20 protein-coding genes are annotated in these 18,764 nt (G+C 69.5%); 15 read left to right on the top strand and 5 right to left on the bottom strand.

The genetic code is table 11. The features are described 5' to 3' along the window. Window positions 1–164 precede the first annotated feature (164 nt). Window positions 165–386, bottom strand: coding sequence for a hypothetical protein (locus tag QH270_RS00695; protein ID WP_280338400.1), 222 nt, complete (start codon window positions 384–386; stop codon window positions 165–167). 177 nt (window positions 387–563) lie between these two features. Here QH270_RS00695 and QH270_RS00690 point away from each other — a divergent pair, with 177 nt between their 5' ends. From QH270_RS00690 to QH270_RS00675, 4 genes are all read left to right on the top strand, one after another. Then, complete coding sequence (locus QH270_RS00690) at window positions 564–1,196, top strand: TetR/AcrR family transcriptional regulator (RefSeq protein WP_280338399.1); 633 nt, start codon at window positions 564–566, stop codon at window positions 1,194–1,196. 68 nt (window positions 1,197–1,264) lie between these two features. Continuing rightward, window positions 1,265–3,292, top strand: coding sequence for an MDR family MFS transporter (locus QH270_RS00685; RefSeq protein WP_280338398.1), 2,028 nt, complete (start codon window positions 1,265–1,267; stop codon window positions 3,290–3,292). Between the two features lie 57 nt (window positions 3,293–3,349). Continuing rightward, window positions 3,350–3,991 (top strand): PadR family transcriptional regulator, encoded by a 642-nt coding sequence (locus QH270_RS00680; RefSeq protein WP_280338397.1) that lies wholly within the window; start codon window positions 3,350–3,352, stop codon window positions 3,989–3,991. A 157-nt stretch (window positions 3,992–4,148) separates the two neighbouring features. Continuing rightward, window positions 4,149–5,360 (top strand): FAD-dependent monooxygenase, encoded by a 1,212-nt coding sequence (locus QH270_RS00675; RefSeq protein WP_280338396.1) that lies wholly within the window; start codon window positions 4,149–4,151, stop codon window positions 5,358–5,360. A gap of 227 nt (window positions 5,361–5,587) precedes the next feature. Here the strand turns inward: QH270_RS00675 and QH270_RS00670 are convergent, their stop codons facing one another. The 4 genes from QH270_RS00670 to QH270_RS00655 form a co-directional block, all read right to left on the bottom strand. Continuing rightward, complete coding sequence (locus tag QH270_RS00670; protein WP_280338395.1) at window positions 5,588–6,322, bottom strand: phosphatase PAP2 family protein; 735 nt, start codon at window positions 6,320–6,322, stop codon at window positions 5,588–5,590. A 26-nt stretch (window positions 6,323–6,348) separates the two neighbouring features. After that, window positions 6,349–6,573 carry a hypothetical protein gene (locus QH270_RS00665; protein ID WP_280338394.1) on the bottom strand — a complete coding sequence of 75 codons (225 nt, stop codon included), beginning with the start codon at window positions 6,571–6,573 and terminating at the stop codon, window positions 6,349–6,351. Window positions 6,574–6,608: 35 nt separating this feature from the next. Beyond that, on the bottom strand, window positions 6,609–7,394 hold the full coding sequence (locus QH270_RS00660) for an HNH endonuclease family protein (RefSeq protein ID WP_280338393.1): 786 nt from the start codon (window positions 7,392–7,394) through the stop codon (window positions 6,609–6,611). 204 nt (window positions 7,395–7,598) lie between these two features. Continuing rightward, window positions 7,599–8,255, bottom strand: coding sequence for a phosphate signaling complex PhoU family protein (locus QH270_RS00655; RefSeq protein WP_280338392.1), 657 nt, complete (start codon window positions 8,253–8,255; stop codon window positions 7,599–7,601). Window positions 8,256–8,357: 102 nt separating this feature from the next. On the opposite strand from QH270_RS00655, the gene QH270_RS00650 reads away from it, so the two are divergent. The 11 genes from QH270_RS00650 to QH270_RS00600 all read left to right on the top strand — a co-directional run. Continuing rightward, a complete protein-coding gene (locus QH270_RS00650; RefSeq protein WP_280338391.1) occupies window positions 8,358–9,449 on the top strand; it encodes a calcium:proton antiporter in 1,092 nt (363 codons plus the stop codon). Window positions 9,450–9,614: 165 nt separating this feature from the next. After that, a complete protein-coding gene (locus tag QH270_RS00645; RefSeq protein ID WP_280338390.1) occupies window positions 9,615–10,460 on the top strand; it encodes an MlaE family ABC transporter permease in 846 nt (281 codons plus the stop codon). Continuing rightward, complete coding sequence (locus QH270_RS00640) at window positions 10,460–11,326, top strand: MlaE family ABC transporter permease (RefSeq protein WP_280338389.1); 867 nt, start codon at window positions 10,460–10,462, stop codon at window positions 11,324–11,326. The genes QH270_RS00645 and QH270_RS00640 overlap by 1 nt, the downstream gene beginning before the upstream one ends. A 4-nt stretch (window positions 11,327–11,330) precedes the next feature. Next, window positions 11,331–12,362, top strand: coding sequence for an MlaD family protein (locus QH270_RS00635; protein ID WP_280338388.1), 1,032 nt, complete (start codon window positions 11,331–11,333; stop codon window positions 12,360–12,362). Beyond that, window positions 12,362–13,366, top strand: a complete 1,005-nt coding sequence (locus QH270_RS00630; RefSeq protein ID WP_280338401.1) for an MlaD family protein — start codon at window positions 12,362–12,364, stop codon at window positions 13,364–13,366. The genes QH270_RS00635 and QH270_RS00630 overlap by 1 nt, the downstream gene beginning before the upstream one ends. After that, a complete protein-coding gene (locus tag QH270_RS00625) occupies window positions 13,354–14,355 on the top strand; it encodes an MlaD family protein (RefSeq protein ID WP_280338387.1) in 1,002 nt (333 codons plus the stop codon). Before QH270_RS00630 ends, QH270_RS00625 begins: the two co-directional genes overlap by 13 nt. Beyond that, a complete protein-coding gene (locus tag QH270_RS00620) occupies window positions 14,355–15,443 on the top strand; it encodes an MlaD family protein (protein WP_280338386.1) in 1,089 nt (362 codons plus the stop codon). Before QH270_RS00625 ends, QH270_RS00620 begins: the two co-directional genes overlap by 1 nt. Then, complete coding sequence (locus QH270_RS00615; protein WP_280338385.1) at window positions 15,440–16,492, top strand: MlaD family protein; 1,053 nt, start codon at window positions 15,440–15,442, stop codon at window positions 16,490–16,492. The genes QH270_RS00620 and QH270_RS00615 overlap by 4 nt, the downstream gene beginning before the upstream one ends. After that, a complete protein-coding gene (locus tag QH270_RS00610; protein ID WP_280338384.1) occupies window positions 16,489–17,448 on the top strand; it encodes an MlaD family protein in 960 nt (319 codons plus the stop codon). Before QH270_RS00615 ends, QH270_RS00610 begins: the two co-directional genes overlap by 4 nt. 135 nt (window positions 17,449–17,583) lie before the next feature. Next, complete coding sequence (locus QH270_RS00605) at window positions 17,584–18,141, top strand: hypothetical protein (protein ID WP_280338383.1); 558 nt, start codon at window positions 17,584–17,586, stop codon at window positions 18,139–18,141. A 53-nt stretch (window positions 18,142–18,194) separates the two neighbouring features. Next, window positions 18,195–18,764, top strand: a 570-nt coding sequence (locus tag QH270_RS00600; RefSeq protein ID WP_280338382.1) for a cation:proton antiporter, incomplete at its 3' end; no start/stop codon positions are given.

Raw genomic sequence — 18,764 nt, 5'->3', positions numbered from 1 at the left:
TGACTCGATCCTGTCGATCCAGCTGGTGTCCCTGGGCCGGACCGCCGACCTGGTCTTCTCGGCGCGTGACGTGTTCGAGCACCCCACCCACCCCCCCCCCCCGGGGGGGGGGTGGCGGGGGGGGGGGGGGGCCCCGCCGCGACGGACCGCCCCCACCCGGTGGGTCAGCGCCCGGGAATCCGCAGGGGCTTGCGCACGGTCGTCGACCTGGTCTGCGCGCAACGGATGGCCGAGCCGGTGGCCCGGCGCCGCGTCACCGGATAGGACGCGCCGGGATCGGGCGCGCCGGTGCGGCGAGGGCTCGGCAGCGGCAGGGTCTCGGACGTGGTCAGGATCTCGCGGACCGCGTCGTCGAGGGTTGGTCGCATCGTCGTGTATCGGGCCATATCGGCTGCTCCTTCGTCGGTAATGCGGATGAGTCGGGGTCGGGCGGCGATATCGGGTCCGTGCGGCATGCGCTGTCTCCTTCGATCGGTGTCGCGCTCGGCGACGAACACAAACTTAGAATGGACATAAAAATATGTCAATCATAAATTTGTGACGACTTCAGCTATGGTGATGGCATGACCACGCAGCAGGGGCTCCGCGCCAGGAAGAAACAGCAGACCAGGGAGCAGATCTCGCACCGGGCGACCGAGCTGTTCCTGGCCCGCGGATTCGACAGAGTGACCATCGCCGATGTCGCCGCGGCCGCCGAGGTGGCCAAGATGACCGTCACCAACTACTTCCCGCGCAAGGAAGATCTCGCCCTCGACCTGGGCGAGGTCTACGCCGGACAACTCGCCGCGGTCGTGCGCGATCGCGCGCCGGGGGAGTCGGCGCTGGCCGCCCTGCGTCGCGCCTATCTCACGGCGGTGGCGGCGCAGGACGCGGTGATCGGCTTCAGTGGCCTGCCGTTCGCGAAGATGATCACCGACAGTCCCGCGCTGGTGGCGCGGCTGCGCGAGTTCAACGAGGACCGCGAGGCCGCGCTGGCCCGCGCGCTGGCCGAGGACACCGGCGCCGCGCCCGAGGACATCACCCCGCGGGTGGCGGCGGCTCAGCTCGCCGGGGTGCACCGGGTGCTGTTCGAGGAGATCCTGCGCCGCACCCTCGCCGGCGAGCCCAACGGCGAGATCGCCACGGCCATGGTCGAATACGCCCGCGTCGCCTTCGACGCGCTCGAACCCGGCCTCCGCGGGTACGCCGTGCGCTGAGGATCGTTGACGATTTGCTGCCGTGTCACTGAAGTCCCGGGCGCGACGAGAAAGCCCATACTGGGGCCATGCCGGATGGTGTCGCTGTAGACGAGCCCGTCGCGCCGATGAGCAAGGCCAAGATCAACATCATCTTCACGACGGTCGTGCTCGGCATGCTCATGGCCGCGCTGGACCAGACCATCGTCTCGGCCGCGCTGCCCTCCATCGTGGCCGATCTCGGCAGCGCGGGACACATGGCCTGGGTGGTGACCGCCTATCTGCTCGCCGAGGCCGTCGCGACCGTGCTCGCCGGCAAGCTCGGTGACCTGTTCGGCCGCAAACTGCTCTTCCAGGTGAGCGGCCTGATCTTCATCGCGGGCTCGGTGCTGGCCGGCCTCGCGCCCGGGATGGGCGTGCTGATCGTGGCCAGGGGCATCCAGGGCGTCGGTGCCGGTGGGCTGATGGTCACCTCGATGGCGCTGATCGCCGACACCATTCCGCTGCGCGAGCGCGGCAAGTACCAGGGCGCGCTCGGCGCGGTCTTCGGCATCACCACCGTCGTCGGTCCCACCCTGGGCGGGCTGTTCACCGATCACGCCAGCTGGCGCTGGTGCTTCTACGTCAATGTGCCGCTGGCGATCCTGATGATCGCGATGGCCGCGCGCACCCTGCCCCGGCTGCGCGCGGTCGCAAGGCCGGTGATCGACTACCTGGGCATCGGCCTTGTCGCGCTCGGTGTCTCGGCGCTGATCCTCGGGCTGGAGTTCGGCGGCAACGAGTATCCGTGGGGTTCCTGGCAGATCATCGGGCTGTTCGTGCTGGCCGTGGCGCTGCTGGTCGGGTTCGTCATGGTGGAGAACCGGGCGGTGGCGCCGATGCTGCCGATGCGCCTGTTCCGCAGCCGGGTGTTCACGGTGTCGTCGGTGCTCAGCTTCATCGTCGGCTTCGCGATGCTCGGGTCGATGACCTATCTGCCCGCCTATCTGCAATACGTCGACGGCGCGACGGCGACGGTGTCGGGAGTGCGCACCTTGCCGCTGGTCGTCGGCCTGTTCATCACCTCGATCTTCTCGGGGCAGGTGGTCGGGCGCACCGGGCGCTACCGCTATTTCCCGATCGTCGGCATGGCGGTGATGGCGCTCGGCCTGGCCCTGATGTCGACGATGGGCCGGGAGACCAGCGTGTGGCTGGAGTCGCTGTACATGCTGATCCTCGGCGCCGGCCTCGGCCTGTCGATGCAGGTGCTCACCATCGTCGTGCAGAACACGGTGCCCTACGCCGACCTCGGCACCGCCACCTCGGGTGTGACCTTCTTCCGCACGCTCGGCAGCGCCTTCGGCACCGCGGTGTTCGGCACCCTCTACAACAATCGGAGCGGGCCCGCGCTCGCCGAGGCGCTGCGGCAGTCACCCGGCGTCCCGCCGGAAGCCGCGGCGAATCCGCAGGTCCTGCGCGAACTGCCGATCGAGCGGTCCGCGCCGATCATCGATGCCTACGCGAACTCGATCGACCATGTCTTCCGCTGGGTGATCCCGGTCGCGCTGATCGGATTCGTGGTGGCCTGGTTCCTCCCGCAGGTGCGCCTGCGCGACAGTGCCAGGCACGGTGCGGGCGATATCGGCGAGGGCTTCTCCATGCCCGACTCCGACGACCGCGTGGTGCAGCTGGAACGGGCGGTCGCGGCGACCGTGCGCAAGGCTCGCGCCGAGAAGCCGATCATCCCGGAACTGATCTCGGCGGCGGGCAGCAGGCTCGGCCCCGACACCGCGTGGGCGCTCGGGCAGGTCTACCTCTACGGCAAGCAGGGCATGCCCGCCACGGTGTACGCCATCGCCTACCGGCATCGGCTGCCGGTGGAGGTATTGGTTCCGGTCTTCCGGCGAGCCGTCGACGACGGCCTGCTGCGTGACGACGCGGGCACCATGGCGCTGACCGAAGCGGGCGATGCCGAGGTCGAGGTGCTGCGCACGGGCTGGCGGCGCTGGCTGGGCGATCGGCTCGACGACTGGAACTACCAGGACCCGGCCGACCGGGCCCTGCTCGACGAGGCGCTGTCCAATATCGCGGGCAAGCTGCTCGAACAGGGCGCGGACGCCGAACCGGTCAAAGTCTGACTCCTTGCCAGCCGAATACTCGTCGACGTATATTCGTAGACGAGTAAGGAGGCGGGCATGGCCGCGAAGCGCAAAGTGAACAACCTGCTGGCGCTCGCTGTGCTGTCGGTGATCGTGCAGCGGCCGATGCACCGGTACGAGATCGCCGCCACCCTGCGCGCCCACGGCAAAGACAAGGACATGGACATCAAGTGGGGCTCGCTCTACACGGTGGTCCAGAACATGGCGAAGGCCGGCTTCCTCGAAGTGGTGGGCAGTGAACGCGACGGCGCCCGGCCCGAGCGGGTGATCTACCGGATCACCGACGCGGGCCGCGCCGAGATGGCCGATTGGACGAGGGAACTGATCGCCGCGCCCGAACCCGAACACCGCCGCTTCACCGCGGGCCTCTCGGTGCTGGCGGTGCTCCCGCCCGCCGAGGTGATCGACCTGCTCGGTGACCGGATCGCCGCGCTGGAGCAGATCATCGAACGCACCAGAACCGACCTCGCCGCGCTGACCGGCACCCTGCCCCGGCTGTTCGTCATCGAATCCGAGTACGGCCTGGCGATGCTGGAGGCCGAGGCGCGATGGACGCGCGCCCTGCGCGAGGAACTGCGCACCGGCGAATTCGACGGACTCGACCGCTGGCAGCGATGGCACGCCGAAGGCATGCCCGCCGCGCGGATCGCCGAACTCGGCGAAAGGGGGAACGACTAGCTCCCGCGAACAGAAAACCCGGACCCGGTGGTGTGCGGCAACACCCCACCGAGCCCGGGAACCGTCCCGACACCCGCAGTACGCACGCGCACCCGGCTACGAGGCTGGCAACCACAGGATAGCTGGGTGGCGCGCAGATCAGATCTGGAGATCACCCATGTCCACCACCCGTTCCGCACTCGTCATCGGCGGCGGCATCGCCGGACCCGTCGTCGCCACCGCCCTGCGTAAAGCGGGCATCGAAGCCCGTGTCCACGAGGCCTATTCGGGGCCCTCCGACGGCATCGGTTCCGGGCTCGCGCTCGCCCCCAACGGCGTCGCCGCGCTGGACCTGCTCGGCGCCGGTGACGCGGTGCGCGCCATCGCGCTCCCGGTCGCCGGGTCGCGACTGTCCGTCGGCGGCCGCGAACACATCCTGCCTGTGCTGGCCGATCAGCCGCCCCTGCAGGTCGTCGATCGCGGTGAGCTGCACCGCGTGCTGCACGATCACGCGGTCGCGGCCGGAGTGCCGTTCACCTACGACAAGCGGCTGGTCGATGTCGACGAGCACGCCGACGGCGTGACCGCGCGTTTCACCGATGGCACCACCGCGACCGCCGACATCCTGATCGGCGCCGACGGCATCCGGTCCACCGTGCGCGGACTCATCGACCCGGCCGCGCCCGGTCCCGGCTACACCGGCATGCTCGGGTTCGGCGCGCGGATCGCCTACGACCTGGACCTGCCCGACGACACCATGGTGTTCGCCTTCGGCGCCAAGGCCTATTACCTGTACTGGAAGGAGGCCGACGGGCACGTCACCTGGGGCGCGAATCTGCCGAGCAAGCAGTATCTGTCGCTGACCGAGGCCCGCGCGGTCCCGGCCGAGCGCTGGCTGCGGATCCTGCGCGAGACGTACGCGCCCGACACCCCCGGCGGCGAATTCGCGCGCCGCACCACGGCCGAGAACCTGGAGATCACCGGGGCGCTGCACATCATGCCGCCCGTGCCGCACTGGTACCGGGACCGGATGGTGCTGGTCGGCGACGCGGTGCACGCGCCCTCCAACAGCTCGGGGCAGGGCGCCTCGCTGGCGATCGAGAGCGCGGTGCAATTGGCCCGCTGCCTGCGCGACATCGATTCGCCCACCGAGGCCTTCGCGGCGTACGAGCGGCTGCGCCGGTCCAGGGTGGAGGGCATCACCGCCCGCGCGGCGAAGATCAACCACAGCAAGACGCCCGGCCCGTTCGCCCGCAAGATGATGAACGCGATGATGCCGCTGATGGTCAGGACGGTGATGAACCCGGAGAAGACCATGGGCGCCGAGCGCCGCTACCGCATCGACTGGGACGCCCCGGTGCAGCGGGAACCGGCGACCGCCACCCGCTGATCGATCGGCCCCGTCCCTCGGCTGTCGACACCCAGGGACGGGGCCGCGACACGACCGTAGGCAGTCCTCGGGATCGGTTCAGCGGCGCTCGGCCCGCAAGCGCGGGATGCGCGCGGCTCGGCGTCGGCGGGCAGGAACGCCTCCAGAGGGAGCTCCGCGAGAGTGACGTCGATGGCGATGGCGAACGACCGCCAGTTCATCGAAGGTGGCGGTGAAGCGGCGAGGTCTCATCGCCGCCCGGACACGGTCGCCGGGGCATCGATCGTGCTGTCCGGGGCGAAATGGTCGCGATGCACCCAGGCGAAGACGGTGACGCACAAAGTCAGCCAGGCCAGGCCGAAGATCCAGCCGGCCAGCACGTCGGTGCTCCAGTGCACGCCCAGGTAGATCCGGGACAGGCCCACCGCGATCGGGAACAGCACCGCGAACAGGGTGGCGGCCAGGCGCACCCACCGGTGGCGCAGGCCGGGAATCACGGTCAGCGCGACGATGCCGACCACCACGGTGGTGCCGAGAGTGTGGCCGGACGGATAGGACAGGCTCGGCTCGGCCACCAGCCGGGACACCTCCGGCGGCCGGTGCCTGCCGACGAGCCGCTTGATCACCACCACGAGCACACCCGCGCCCGCCGAGGTGAGCGCCACCAGCGCCACGGTCGACCAGTCCCGGCGTGTGGCGAACCACGCGACGGTGAGCGTGGCGAGAATCGTCATCGAGAGGGTGTCGCCCAGATCGGTGACGAACCGGGCGACGGAGGTCAGCGGCTCGCCACGGTGGGCGATCATCCAGTCGAGCACCCGCGGGTCGATCCGGATGATCCCGGCGTCGTTGTTGACCTGCCAGGTGAGCACGCCGACGAGCGTCAGGGCGACGGCCAGCAGTGTCGCGGCGAGCGGCAGCCGGCGGCCCAGCGTCGACCACGCGAGCTCACAGGTGGGAGGTCGGAAAGAGGCAATCGGCATAGCTACCAGATTGCCAGGCGTCGGCGTCAGGCCTCGAAGACCACGGTGTTCCCGGCCACGTCGCGGGTTCCCGCGACCTTCTTGATCGCCTTCACCAGGTCGGCGATGCTCTCCCACGCCCGCGGTGGTTCGCCCTCGATATTGCCGATGGTGTACCAGGTGTCGGTGCCGCGATAGCGGACGAGACCGTGGCCCGCGTCGTCGAGCATGACGTCGAGCTCGCCGGACACCGTCCCTTCCTCTTCGGTCATGACGGCGCTCTCGGCGGTGATCTCGATCGTCTCGCTTATTTGAACTCTCCTCGGCGGAGGCAGTCGTCGACTGCGGTGCGCAACGCGGTGTGCTCGGCGGTATCAACGGTCAGGGCGTACTTTATCTTGACCTTGACGTAATGCTCGACATAGACGCACCGGAATTCGCCGGGCGGCAAGTAGTTCGCGGGGTCCTGATCACCCTTGGAGCGGTTGGCCGAGGGATCGGCGGCGACCAGGTTCATCGAGTCGTTGGCGATGCGGCGGCGGGTGTCCTCGTCGCGGTCGGCGGCGCCGGAGCGCCAGGCCTCGGCGAGCGCGACGATGTGTTCGGCGTCGACCTTGGACGGGTCGGTGATGAACTTGTAGGGGCCGAGCTGCCCGGTCTTCTTGTCGATGAAACCGTAGTGGTCCTGCCAGCCCGCGCCCGAAGGCACCTTCAGCTCACAGGTTTTCGGATCGAGGGTGACCCCGCCGGTGGCGTCGCGCAGCATCATCACCTCGCGGCTGGTGCACTTGGCGTACTGGGCCAGGTCGCCGGTGAAGCCGTGCTCGGGCTTGTTGGTGTCCCAGTGCGGGAACTGCTCGCGCGTGTAGCCCGTCATCGGGCCTTCCTTCGCGACGACGAGCTTGCCGATCAGATCGCCGATCTCCTTGCCGGAGACCGTCGCCGCGGTCGCCGACCCCGGGCCGGGCGCGGTGGGACTCACCTTGTCCAGCAACGAATTCGCGACGGTCAGTACGACGGCGAGCAGCACCGCGCCTGCCAGCGCCAACAGCGCCCTACCCAGAGGAGAGCCGCTGATCGAGGACCACTTCATGCCCGTACCACCCACACGCTTCGTCGAAAATGAACCGGCACAACCTAACGGCCGCGCCCGGCGTCGTATCCGATTGTCGGCTATGACCTTCGGCACAGGGCAGCGCAATGCGATTGCGGCTCAATAGCGTTCACCTATCGACGGAGGTGACCTGTCGGAACGCGGCGTAAACCCGGAGTGACCGACATCACAGCGCGGGGTGGGTCAGTCGGGCAGTGTGCCGGTCTCCGGCGGGATGCCGGTGTCCAGGAAGCGGATCAGCCGGGCGATGCGAGCGGCGTGGTCGACGCAGCGCTGGAATTGACTGCCCAGCAAGGCCAGATCGATCGCGGTGCCGGTGTCGACGCCGGTCTCGCCGGCCGAGAGCATCGTGCGCAACTCGCGGCACCGCTGCTCCATGGCCGCCGCGGCGGTCCCGTCGTCGGCGACGAAGCGTCCGGTGGCCACCGAAGCAGCCACGCCGGCAACGCATTCCGCGGTGAGGGTGCCCATCGCCACCAGCTGATCGACGACCGGCTCCGGCGCGACGGCCCGCGGATGCGCGCGATACACGTACTGACCGGCGGTTTCGGTGCGGCGTCCGATGCGCGAGAGTTCCCCGGCGATCTGGATCGCGGTCACCACATGGCGTAGATCGCGCGCGACCGGCGCCTGCAGGGCCAGCAACGCCATCGTGCGATTCTCGCAGGCGGCGAACATCTCCTGGAGCTGTTCGTCGAGGGCGAAGACCTCGTAGGCCGCGGTGAGGTCGGCGCCTGCGAGAGCCTCGGTGACCCGCTGTGTCGAGTCGTGGGCGAGGCGCGACATCAGGGTGAGATCGTTGGACAGGGCAACGAGCTCGAGGGTGAACTGGGTCCGCACGCGCTGAATTGTTCCCCATGGGGGCGGTCCCGGGGAATCCATCGGGCGATCTTCGATGCGCGTATCCGGGGCCGCGCGCGCGGACCTGGAACGATGGAGATCATGATCGCCGCACTGACGACCAGATGGACCATGTTCACCCCCTTCTTGGCCGCACTCCTGCTCTTGCTCACCTGGGGGCGCGACGTGCCGGGGGGAGTCGTCGCGGTCGTGAGCGCGGCGCTGGTCGCGGTGGTGCTGGCGGCGGTCTACCACGCCGAGGTGGTCGCGCACCGGGTCGGCGAGCCGTTCGGGTCACTGATCCTGGCGGTGGCGGTGACCGTGATCGAAGTGGCGTTGATCGTGACGATGATGATCTCCGGTGGCGAGAAGACGGCCTCGCTGGCGCGCGACACCGTGTTCGCCGCGGTGATGATCACCTGCAACGGCATCGTCGGGCTGGTACTGCTGGTCGGCGCGCTGCGCAGGCGGATCGCGGTGTTCAACTCCGAGGGCACCGGCGGCGCGCTGGCCACGGTCGCGACGCTGGCCACGTTGAGCCTGGTGCTGCCCACCTTCACCACGAGCCAGCCCGGTCCGGAGTTCTCCTCCGCTCAGCTGGCCTTCGCGGCGGTCGCCTCGCTGGCGCTGTACGGGCTGTTCGTGATGGTGCAGACGGTGCGGCACCGCGACGACTTCCTGCCGGTGGAGGACGCGGGCGCGGTCGACGACACCGACGCGCACGACGCGACGCCGACCACGCGGGCCGCGCTGATCAGTCTCGGCCTGCTGGTGCTGGCGCTGGTGTGTGTGGTCGGCCTGGCCAAGGTGGTCTCGCCCGCGCTCGAGTCGGCGGTGGCCTCGGCCGGGCTGCCGCATTCCGCGGTCGGTGTGGTGATCGCGATGCTGGTGCTGCTGCCGGAGACGCTCGCGGCGGTGAACGCGGCCCGGCGCAATCAGGTGCAGATCGGGCTGAATCTGGGGCTCGGGTCGGCGATGGCCAGCATCGGTCTCACCATTCCGGTGATCGCTGTCGCCACGATCTGGCTCGACGGGCCGCTGATCCTCGGCCTCGGCGCGACGCAGCTGGTGTTGCTGGCGCTCACGGTGATGGTGAGCACGCTGACCATCGTTCCGGGCCGCGCCACGCTGTTGCAGGGTGGCGTTCACCTGGCGTTGTTCGCCGCTTTCGTGTTCCTGGCCGCAAGTCCGTAGCCGCCGTGCGGTAGATCACAGGAACCATGGTTCTGTCATGGAAACCGTGGAAAAGCGACGAGGGTCACCACCCGGAAATTTTGTTGTGACGCAGAGTACCGGTTAGCTTGCAGGCGTGACCCGCACCATGCTCCGCCCTTCGCGAGTGGGCAGGGGGCATCGCTGATGTCCACCGATCTGCACTCCGCGAAGCCGGATTCCGCTACCCGGATCGTCCGCGAGAACTTCACCGCCACGATCGTGTCGTCACTGCGCACCTTCGGGCGGGCGGTCGACCTCGCGCGGGAGTCGGTGACCGGCACGGTCGGTGACGTCGCGCGGGGGCAGTTCCAGTGGCGGGAAACGCTCATCCAGGCCTGGCGGTTGATCACGGTCACCGCGATCCCCGCGATCCTGATGGCCATCCCGTTCGGCGTGATCGTCTCGCTGCAGGTGGGCAATCTGATCCACAGCCTCGGCGCGGACTCGATGCTCGGCGCCACCGGCGGTCTCGGTGTCATCAAGCAGGGCGCCCCCATCGCCACCGGCTTCCTGCTGGGTGGCGCGGGCGCGGCGGCGATCGCGGCCGACCTTGGCGCGCGCACCATCCGTGAGGAGATCGACGCGCTCAACACGATGGGCATCAGCCCGGTGCACCGGCTGGTGATCCCGCGCATGGCGGCCATGTTGATCGTGGCCCCGATGCTCAATGTGCTCATCATCTTCGTCGGCGTGATCGCCGGCTACGCGGTCGCCGTCGGCGGCCAGGGAGTGACGCCGGGCAGCTACTGGTCGACCTTCGGTTCCTTCGCCACCGTCGGCGACGTGTGGGTGTCGCTGCTCAAGGCGCTCATCTTCGGCTTCCTCGTGGTCGTCATCGCCTGCCAGCGCGGGCTGGAGGCCAAGGGCGGACCGCGCGGCGTCGCCGACGCGGTGAACGCGGCCGTGGTGCTCTCGGTGGTCTCGATCGCCATCGTGAACCTGCTCGGCACGCAGATCAGCGCCATGTTCCTGCCGACGAAGCTGGCGTGATGGCTGCCTCCTCCTATATCCCCACCTCGCTGCACTGGCTGCGCAAGCCCGCCCGCGTCGGCAAGCGCGTCGCCTCGGCGGGCGAATCACTCGGCTTCATCGCGGTCTTCGTCTGGCAGGTGCTGTCCTCGGTGCCGCTGACGCTGCGCCGCTACCGCGACGAGACGCTGCGCGCGGTCACCGACATGACCTGGGGCCGCGGGTCGATCATCGTCGGCGGCGGCACCGTCCCGATGATGATCGTGCTCGGCCTGGTGATGGGCGCCTCGGTCGGCGTCGAATCCTTCGCCTCGCTCGACATGCTCGGCATGGGCCCGGTGACCGGTGTCATCTCGGCCTACGCCACCACCCGCGAACTCGCCCCGATCGCGGCCGCCATCGGCTTCGCCGCGCAGGCGGGCTGCCGGATCACCGCCGAGATCGGCTCGATGCGCATCTCCGAGGAGATCGACGCCATCGAGGCGCTCGGCCTGCGTTCGGTGCCGTTCGTGGTGACCACCCGCGTCATCGCGGGCGCCATCGCCATCGTGCCGACCTTCCTGATCGCGCTGATCCTGTCCTACGGCGCCTGCCGCGGGCTGCTCACGATGGTCTACGGGCAGTCGGCCGGCGTGTACGACCACTACTTCTTCCAGTTCATCTCCGGCTTCGACATGATCGCGGCCGTCATCAAGGTCGCCGTGTTCGGCACGGTCGTGATCCTGGTGCACAGCTATTTCGGCTTCTTCGCCACCGGTGGCCCCGAGGGCGTCGGTATCGCCTCCGGCCGCGCGGTGCGGGCCAGCTCGGTGGCCATCGTCGCCATCGACATGGTGCTGTCGATCGCGCTGTGGGGCTTCAACTCGGCGATCAGCTTTACGGGGTGAGTGCGTGCCTAACTATGGAATGCCCGGCGTCGCGGCCGATCGGCGCACGTCGCGACTGACGGGTGCGATCATCCTCGGCGTCATCGCCGCGGTCGTGCTGGCCACCGTCGCCTACAACAATCTGAAGACCGAGGAGGGCCTGCGGATCGCGCTGCACACCGAGCATCTCGGTGACGGCATCAGCGCGGGCAGCCAGGTGCGCGTCGACGGCGTCACCGTGGGCGAGGTCGCCGAGGTGACCCCCGGCGAGCGCGGCACCCAGCGGATCGCGCTGCTGCTCGACGCCGATCGGCTGCACGGCGTCGACGACAGCCTCGCCGTCGACTACGCCCCGACCAACCTGTTCGGCATCGCCGAGATCGAACTGCGCCGCGGTCCGGGCGGCGAGCCGCTGCGCCCCGGCGCGGTGCTCGACTTCACCGGCGCCAACTCCGGCCGCGTCTACGACGCCACGATGAGCGCCATCCTGCGCAGTCTCTCGCAGGTCGGCATGACGGTGACCAGCCCGCAGATGGCCACGGTCATCTCCCAGCTGGCCGCCGACTTCAAGGCGTTCACGCCGCTGGTCCAGGCGCTGATCACGGTCGCCAAGACCATCGCCGACAACCAGGACGTCGCGCCCTCGGAGCTGTTCGGCAAGCTCGGCCCCGCCTTCGACGGCGGCGGTCAGTTCGCCGGCGCCACCATGCAGGTGATCGACAAGCTCAGCGAGATCAAGGTGACCCAGGTCGACAAGGAGCGCTACGACATCGGCGTCGGCGTGATCGGCGGCGCCATCCTGCCCGCCCTGACCACGACGCTGACCACCGCGGGCGGTCACTTCGCCGAGACCACCGACATGCTCGCGCCCATGCTGTACGCGCTGGCCCAGATGTCGCCGAACCCGCGGCAGACCGGCGCCGACCTGACCGCCCTGCTCACCAACCTGCGCGGCGCCATGCCCGACGGCCCGGACGGCCCCGTCCTCAACCTCGACGTCGAGCTCAGCGGCGTGCCCGCGATCGCGGTGCCGCTGTTCGGAAAGGCCGGTGCGTGATGAAGGTCGGTGGTGTCGCCCTGCGACTCGGCGTGTTCGCGCTGGTCATGCTGGCCGTGCTCGGACTCGTCTTCACCCTGATCAAGCGGCCGGTCTCCGGTGACACCGAGGCCCACGACGCCCTGTTCACCGACGCGAACGGCCTCAAGGTGGGCAACGACGTGCGGATGTTCGGCGTGCAGGTCGGCAAGGTCGAGAAGATCAGCCTCGAGGGCGACAAGGCCAAGGTGCACCTCACGGTCAAGACCGACACCCCGATCTACGACAACAGCAAGCTGGCCATTCGCTACCAGAACCTCACCGGCCAGCGCTACATCGACCTGCAGCAGGCGCCGACCCCCGGCAACCGGATCGCCGCCGACGCCAGGATCGGCGCGCACATGACCGTCCCGTCCTTCGACGTGACCAGCCTGTTCAGCGGCCTCAAGCCGGTGCTGGCGACGCTGTCGCCGGAGGCGATCAACCAGTTCACCGCCAGCATGCTCGCCGTCATCGAGGGCGACGGCAGTGGCCTCGGTCCCGCGCTGACCGCGATCGACGAGCTCGCGAGCTACGCCGACGATCGCCAGCAGGTGATCAACACCCTCATCCGCAACCTGTCGACGCTGGGTGACCGGCACGGCGGCCGCGTCGGCTACCTGTTGCCGCTGCTGGCCCGGCTCACCGACATCTTCGAGGCGATGCAGCGCAATATCGGCGGCGTCGCGCAGTTCGCGGCCACCGCGCCGTCGGTGCTCGCCCCGGTGGACCGGCTGCTCGCCTCGCTGGGCCTGGTCGAGGGCGGCAGCGCCGAGGTAGACGCCTTGATCCGCGGCCTGTTCCCGGATCCGGCGCAAGCCGTCGACGTGTTCGGACGCCTGCCCGGCCTGCTGGCCACCGTCGACGCCTCGCTCTCGCGCGATTTCGCCGACTTCACGCCGCACTGCAGCAACGGCGCCGCCGAGGTGCCCGCCCCGCTGCAGGTACTGATCGCCGGACAGAAGGTGACGATATGCAACGCCTGAAGTTCTTCTCGGGCGACCGCCCGATCATGGACGAGGCGAGCAAGCGCGCCCGCGAACTGCGGATGGGCATCATCGGCCTGAGCCTGGTCGTCCTGTTCATCATCGGCGCGGGCATCGTCTACGTGGTGCCGCTGGGCAAGCACACCTACACCGCCGAACTCAGCGAGGCGCAGTCGGTGCGCGAGGGCGACGACGTGCGCCTGGCGGGCATCTCCGTCGGCAGCGTCACCTCGCTCGAGCTGAAGCCGGACAAGGTGCTGATGGAATTCACCGTCGACCGTGACGTGTTCGTCGGCGACCAGACCTCCCTCGACGTCCGCATGCTCACCGTCGTCGGCGGCCACTACGTCGCGCTGTACCCGGCCGGCTCGCGGCCGCTGGGTGACGAGCCGATCCCCGCGGACCGGATCCGCCTGCCCTACAGCCTGATCGAGACGTTCCAGGACGCGACCGCGCCGCTGGCCGCCGTCGACGGCGACACCGTCCGCCAGAACCTGGCCGCGGCCAACTCCGCGATCGCGGCGTCCCCGGAGGCGCTGCGCTCGACCCTCGACACCGTCGGCAAGTACGTCGACATGCTCGATCGCCAGCGCTCCCAGGTGTCGACCTCGATCGCGATCCTGGACGAGTACATCTCCATGTACGACGGCGCCAAGTCCGATCTCGGCAGGCTGATGGACAATGTCAACCTGCTCGAGGACGTGCTGCTGAGCAAGAAGGCCGAGCTGGCCGAGGCGGTCCGCCTGCTGGTCTCGGTGGTGAACCGGCTCGCCGGGCTGGCGCCGAGCTGGGATTCCACCCTGAAACCGAAGGCGCAGGAACTGGCCGACGCGCTGCCGCGGCTGCGCGAGCTCGAAGGCCGGTTCGAGCCGCTGCTCGGGACGGTGTCGAGCCTGCAGACCAAGCTCTCGGAACTGGCCACGCCGGAGGCGGGCATCGTGGTCGACCAGTCCGCCGTGTGTGTGCCGCTGCCGGGGAAGGCGTGCTGATGCTGAAACGACTCCTCGGATCCCAGGCGTTCATGTCGATCGCCGGTGTCGCCGTGCTGGTGGCGCTGGTCATCGGCGGCTACTTCGTCGCCTTCGATCCGCTGAAGAAGACCGAATCCTATTGCGCGCTCATGCCCGACGCGATCGGGCTCTACCCGGGCAACCACGTCACGATGCGCGGCATCGATGTCGGCGAGGTGACCGCGGTGCGCAACGAGGGCCCCAAGGTGCGGGTGGAGTTCGAGGTCGACGCCGAATACCCGGTCCTCGCCGACGCGTCGGCGACCACGGTCGCGTATTCCGTTGCCGCCGACCGCAATCTGGCCGTGCTGTCCAGCGGCACGGACACCACGCCGCTGTCCGGCGGCTGCATCACCAAGACCCTGACTCCCAAGAGCATCACCGAGACCCTCACCGCGCTGGCGAGCCTGTCCGAACAGCTCTCCGGTGCCGAGGCCGGTCAGCCGAGCGCGCTCGTCGACGGGCTCGCCTCGCTGGACCGCGCGACCGTCGGCACCGGGCCCACGATCAACGAACTGGTGCACAAGCTCGGCTCGGCGATGAACCAGCCCGATGCCGACATCGGGCATCTGGCCGGGCTTTTCGACGCCTTCGCCTCGGTCTCGAACCGGGTCGCCGCCAACTGGGGCGACCTGCAGACGATGCTCGTCCGGCTGGCGCCGCTGCTCAACCAGTCCTCCGACGACCTGCTCGGCCCGGCCACATCGCTGTTCGACGGCCTGCGCGAGCTGCTGCCGATGCTCAACGACTTCGCCACCATCCTCGGCGACCCGCTGATCGGTGCGCTCGACGGCGCGGTCCCGCTGGTGAAGTTGTTGCGCGCCAACGTCGGATCGCTGCGCGAGGTGGTGCTGAAGATGCCCGCGCTGACCTCCGCGTTCCAGAGCGTCGCGGGCGGCACCGCGATCACCTACGCCCCGCCGAAGGTGGCGCTGCCCACCGCCGAGGCCGACCAGGTGTGCGGCGCGCTCAACGCGCTGGTCCCGGGCCGGTGCCCCGATCCGGCGGCGGGACTGACCGATGTGAACCTCGTCCAGCTCGTGCTGGGAATGGCAGGTGCCCGATGAACGTGCGACGAAAGAGTGTGCGGCGCACCGCGCTCGCGCTGGCGCTCGCGGCCGGGCTCGCGGTCGGCGGCTGCGGCTTCGACCCCGCCGAGGTGCCGGTACCGGGATCGAGCGTCAGCGGGCCGACCTATCGGGTGCAGATCGAGTTCAGCAGCGCGCTGAACCTGCCCGCCAAGTCGAAGGTGATCGCCAACGGCGCCGAGATCGGCACCGTCGACAAGGTCAGGGTGATCCAGCCCGCCGACGCGCCCGCCGGTCGTGGCGGCTACGTCGTCGTCGAGGCCGACATCCGCGACTCGGTCCAGCTGCCGACCTCCACCATCGCCGAATTGCGTCAGGACACCATCCTCGGCGACATCCATGTCTCGCTGACCACCCCCAAGGACGGCTTCGGCACGCTGCTGCGCGACGGCGGCACCATCGGCATCGACCACACGAAACCGCCGGTGCAGCTGGAAGACACGATGGCCACCATGGCGCTGTTCGTGCAGGGCGGCGCGATCGGTCAGCTGCAGGACATGATCGGGCGGGTGAACTCGGTGATGCCGCGCGACCCGAAGGAGACCGCGCGCATCTCCGCGGTCATGGGCGCCGACGCCGCCGACCTCGCCGCCAACCTGGACCAGGTGGACCTGCTGGTCAACGGCCTGGCCGCCAATGCCGAGATCATGGTGGGCATCGAGGCCGAACTGACGAACATCCTCACCCCCGAGGCCGTGCGCTCGCTCTCGGGCAACCAGGACTCGATCGCCAAGACGATGGCGATCTTCCAGGCGCTCGGCCCGGTCGGCTCCTCGCTGACCTGGCTGGCCCCGATCGCGGGCGCGGGCGACGCGGCGGCCACCGCCTTCCTGCCGCTGGCCACCGGCGGCTCCGCCGACCTGCGTTCCTCGACCAATATGGCGCTGCTGACGGCGCTGTTGCGCGACAAGGTGATTCCCTTCGCCGAACGCGGACCGAAGGTGAACGTCACCAGTGTCCAGCTGTCCGAGGAGGAACAGGTGGAGCAGATCGTCACGGCGCTGCGGATGATCGGAATGGTGCGATGAAGATCGGTGCCCTCGCCTCGCTGACCGGCATCGCCGCCATCACGGTGCTCGGCGCGAGCTACCTGACCTTCGGCGTCGTGAAGGTCGACCCGTTCGCCGACTACACCGAGGCCTCGATCGAACTGGCCAACTCGGGCGGTCTCAGCGTCGGCTCGCCGATCCTGTTGACCGGCATCGAGATCGGCAAGGTCACCGCCGTCGACCCCGGCGCGTCCGGCGGCGTCGAGGTCGGGTTCCGGTTCGGCGCCGAGAACAAGGTGCCGATGAGCAGCATCGTCACCATCGAGCACCTGTCCTCGCTCGGCGAGCCGTACGTGCAGTTCGTGCCGCGCGACGGAAACGGGCCCTACCTCAGCGACGGGCAGCGGCTGGCGGGGGAGAACGTGCGCACCCCGATGTCGATTCCCGAGGTGGCGCGGCTGGTCACCAAGACCGTCGAGCAGCTCGATCCGGCCGTGGTCGGCTCGCTGGTCGACACCCTCGGCCAGGCGATGACCGGCACCGAGAACGTCATCCCCGAGCTGGCGCGCGCGGGTGATCTGCTCGCCGCCGCCATCATGAGCCGCGCCCCCGCGATCGCCGAGCTGCAGAACAACTTCGAATACGTCTCCGGTGACATCGGCTGGGCGGGCCCGGCCACCTCCGCCGCGGCGCCGGCGTTCGTGCGCCTGAGCCAGGTCATCGACGAGTTCGTCGAGTCGGTCGGCCGGGTGAGCGCGGCCGGTGGCGACCCGGAGATGTACCTGCGCGACGGCGGCCTCGTGCCGTTCCTGGAAGAGCTCACCGCGAAGCTGAACGAGCTCGGTCCCGAACTCTCCGCGCTGCTGCCCGGACTGCGCCCGCTGACGGAGTCGATCACCGCGACCGGCCCCCAGCTCGATCTGAGCGCGCTGATCGCCCAGGCCCTGCACAACACCGACGCCGACGCGGTGAAGGTGCGGGTCGCGATCAAGTAAACATCTGGCAACCACTGAATATACGTATGTGCCCTGGCCAGTGCAGTCCGCTCGACCAGGAGCGCCACCGAGCAACCGTGCGGTAGCCTGCTGGACGAGGCGAGTCCAGATCCATCCGCAGGCGAAGGCGGTGCGATGGCAGAGAGCAGCAGAACCCGGGTGATCGCGATCGCGGCGGTACTCGCCGCGTTGCTCGCGCTGGTCGTCGCACTCGGCCTGGTCATGCGCGCGAACCAGGGCGACGAGAACGACCGGGTGAACCAGATGGGCGCCGAATCGCCCGCCTCGGCGGACGAGGCCTCCGGACAGGCCGTGGCCTTCGCGCCACCGTGGCCCGCGCGCCGGGTCGGCGGTAACTGCTCGGCCGGCGGCATCATCGCGCACTGGCAGGTCGACGCGGCAGGCGCCTGGACCTGCACGGTCACCACACCCGACGCCGCGGTCCCGCCCGCCCCAGCACCGCCGCCACCCCCGCCGCCGGAGCCGGAGCCGATCCAGGCCCCGCCGCCGCCCGTGTACGAGCCACCGGTCTACGAACCGCCCGCCTACGAGCCGCCCCCGCCGCCGGAACCCGAACCCGTCCCCGCGCCGGAACCGCCGCCCGCGCCGCCGCCGCCCCCGCCGCCGGTCATCCAGTTGCCGTTCCCGTTGCCGCCGATCTTCGTCCCGCCCGCCGCGGCCGTGCGGCCCTGACGGTCGGCGGGTCGCCCCACGCCCGCCGTCGTAGTCGATGAGACTGATCCGCTATGGACCAGTTGGTGCTCACTCTGGTGATCCTGCTCGCCGCGGTGCTCGCCGAATCGCTCGGCGGCCGCATCGGGGTCGCGCCCTCGATCCTGATGACCGTCTTCGGCTGTCTGCTCGCGCTCATCCCGGCGGTGCCCAGCTTGAACGTGCCGCCCGAGCTCATCCTCCCGCTGGTGCTGCCGCCGCTGCTCTACGCCGCGGCCCGGCGCACCTCCTGGCGGCAGTTCGCCGAGAACTGGCAGATCATCGCGTTGCGCGCGGTCGGCCTGGTGCTCGTCACCGCCGTCGCGGTCGCGGCGGTGTTCCACGCCTGGAATCCGGCGACCGCGGTCGCGGCGGGCCTGGTGCTCGGCGCCCTGGTCGCGCCGCCCGACCCGGTCGCGGCGCCCTCGATGGCCAGCCCCCTCGGCCTGCCGCGGCGACTGCTCGTCACCCACGGTGGCTCCGTGCAGTTCGCCATCACGAGCGAGCGCCTGTTCCGTGATGTCGAGGAACTCGTCGTCGGCCTGGGCTATCGCTGCGGGGTGTCCACCAAGCGGGTGCGCGGCCGGTCAGAGGAGTCGTCGACC

The sequence above is a fragment of the Nocardia neocaledoniensis genome, assembly GCF_029868625.1.
GTDB classification, from domain to species: domain Bacteria; phylum Actinomycetota; class Actinomycetes; order Mycobacteriales; family Mycobacteriaceae; genus Nocardia; species Nocardia neocaledoniensis_A.
Note: the sequence above shows the minus strand (reverse complement) of the source record. Positions and strands in the feature narration are given on the sequence as shown.

Coding starts and splice junctions, on each gene's coding strand:
- QH270_RS00695 (WP_280338400.1), bottom strand. CDS start 386: ATGGCCCGATACACGACGATGCGACCAACCCTCGACGACGCGGTCCGC.
- QH270_RS00690 (WP_280338399.1), top strand. CDS start 564: ATGACCACGCAGCAGGGGCTCCGCGCCAGGAAGAAACAGCAGACCAGG.
- QH270_RS00685 (WP_280338398.1), top strand. CDS start 1,265: ATGCCGGATGGTGTCGCTGTAGACGAGCCCGTCGCGCCGATGAGCAAG.
- QH270_RS00680 (WP_280338397.1), top strand. CDS start 3,350: ATGGCCGCGAAGCGCAAAGTGAACAACCTGCTGGCGCTCGCTGTGCTG.
- QH270_RS00675 (WP_280338396.1), top strand. CDS start 4,149: ATGTCCACCACCCGTTCCGCACTCGTCATCGGCGGCGGCATCGCCGGA.
- QH270_RS00670 (WP_280338395.1), bottom strand. CDS start 6,322: ATGCCGATTGCCTCTTTCCGACCTCCCACCTGTGAGCTCGCGTGGTCG.
- QH270_RS00665 (WP_280338394.1), bottom strand. CDS start 6,573: ATGACCGAAGAGGAAGGGACGGTGTCCGGCGAGCTCGACGTCATGCTC.
- QH270_RS00660 (WP_280338393.1), bottom strand. CDS start 7,394: ATGAAGTGGTCCTCGATCAGCGGCTCTCCTCTGGGTAGGGCGCTGTTG.
- QH270_RS00650 (WP_280338391.1), top strand. CDS start 8,358: ATGATCGCCGCACTGACGACCAGATGGACCATGTTCACCCCCTTCTTG.
- QH270_RS00645 (WP_280338390.1), top strand. CDS start 9,615: ATGTCCACCGATCTGCACTCCGCGAAGCCGGATTCCGCTACCCGGATC.
- QH270_RS00640 (WP_280338389.1), top strand. CDS start 10,460: ATGGCTGCCTCCTCCTATATCCCCACCTCGCTGCACTGGCTGCGCAAG.
- QH270_RS00630 (WP_280338401.1), top strand. CDS start 12,362: ATGAAGGTCGGTGGTGTCGCCCTGCGACTCGGCGTGTTCGCGCTGGTC.
- QH270_RS00625 (WP_280338387.1), top strand. CDS start 13,354: ATGCAACGCCTGAAGTTCTTCTCGGGCGACCGCCCGATCATGGACGAG.
- QH270_RS00620 (WP_280338386.1), top strand. CDS start 14,355: ATGCTGAAACGACTCCTCGGATCCCAGGCGTTCATGTCGATCGCCGGT.
- QH270_RS00615 (WP_280338385.1), top strand. CDS start 15,440: ATGAACGTGCGACGAAAGAGTGTGCGGCGCACCGCGCTCGCGCTGGCG.
- QH270_RS00610 (WP_280338384.1), top strand. CDS start 16,489: ATGAAGATCGGTGCCCTCGCCTCGCTGACCGGCATCGCCGCCATCACG.
- QH270_RS00605 (WP_280338383.1), top strand. CDS start 17,584: ATGGCAGAGAGCAGCAGAACCCGGGTGATCGCGATCGCGGCGGTACTC.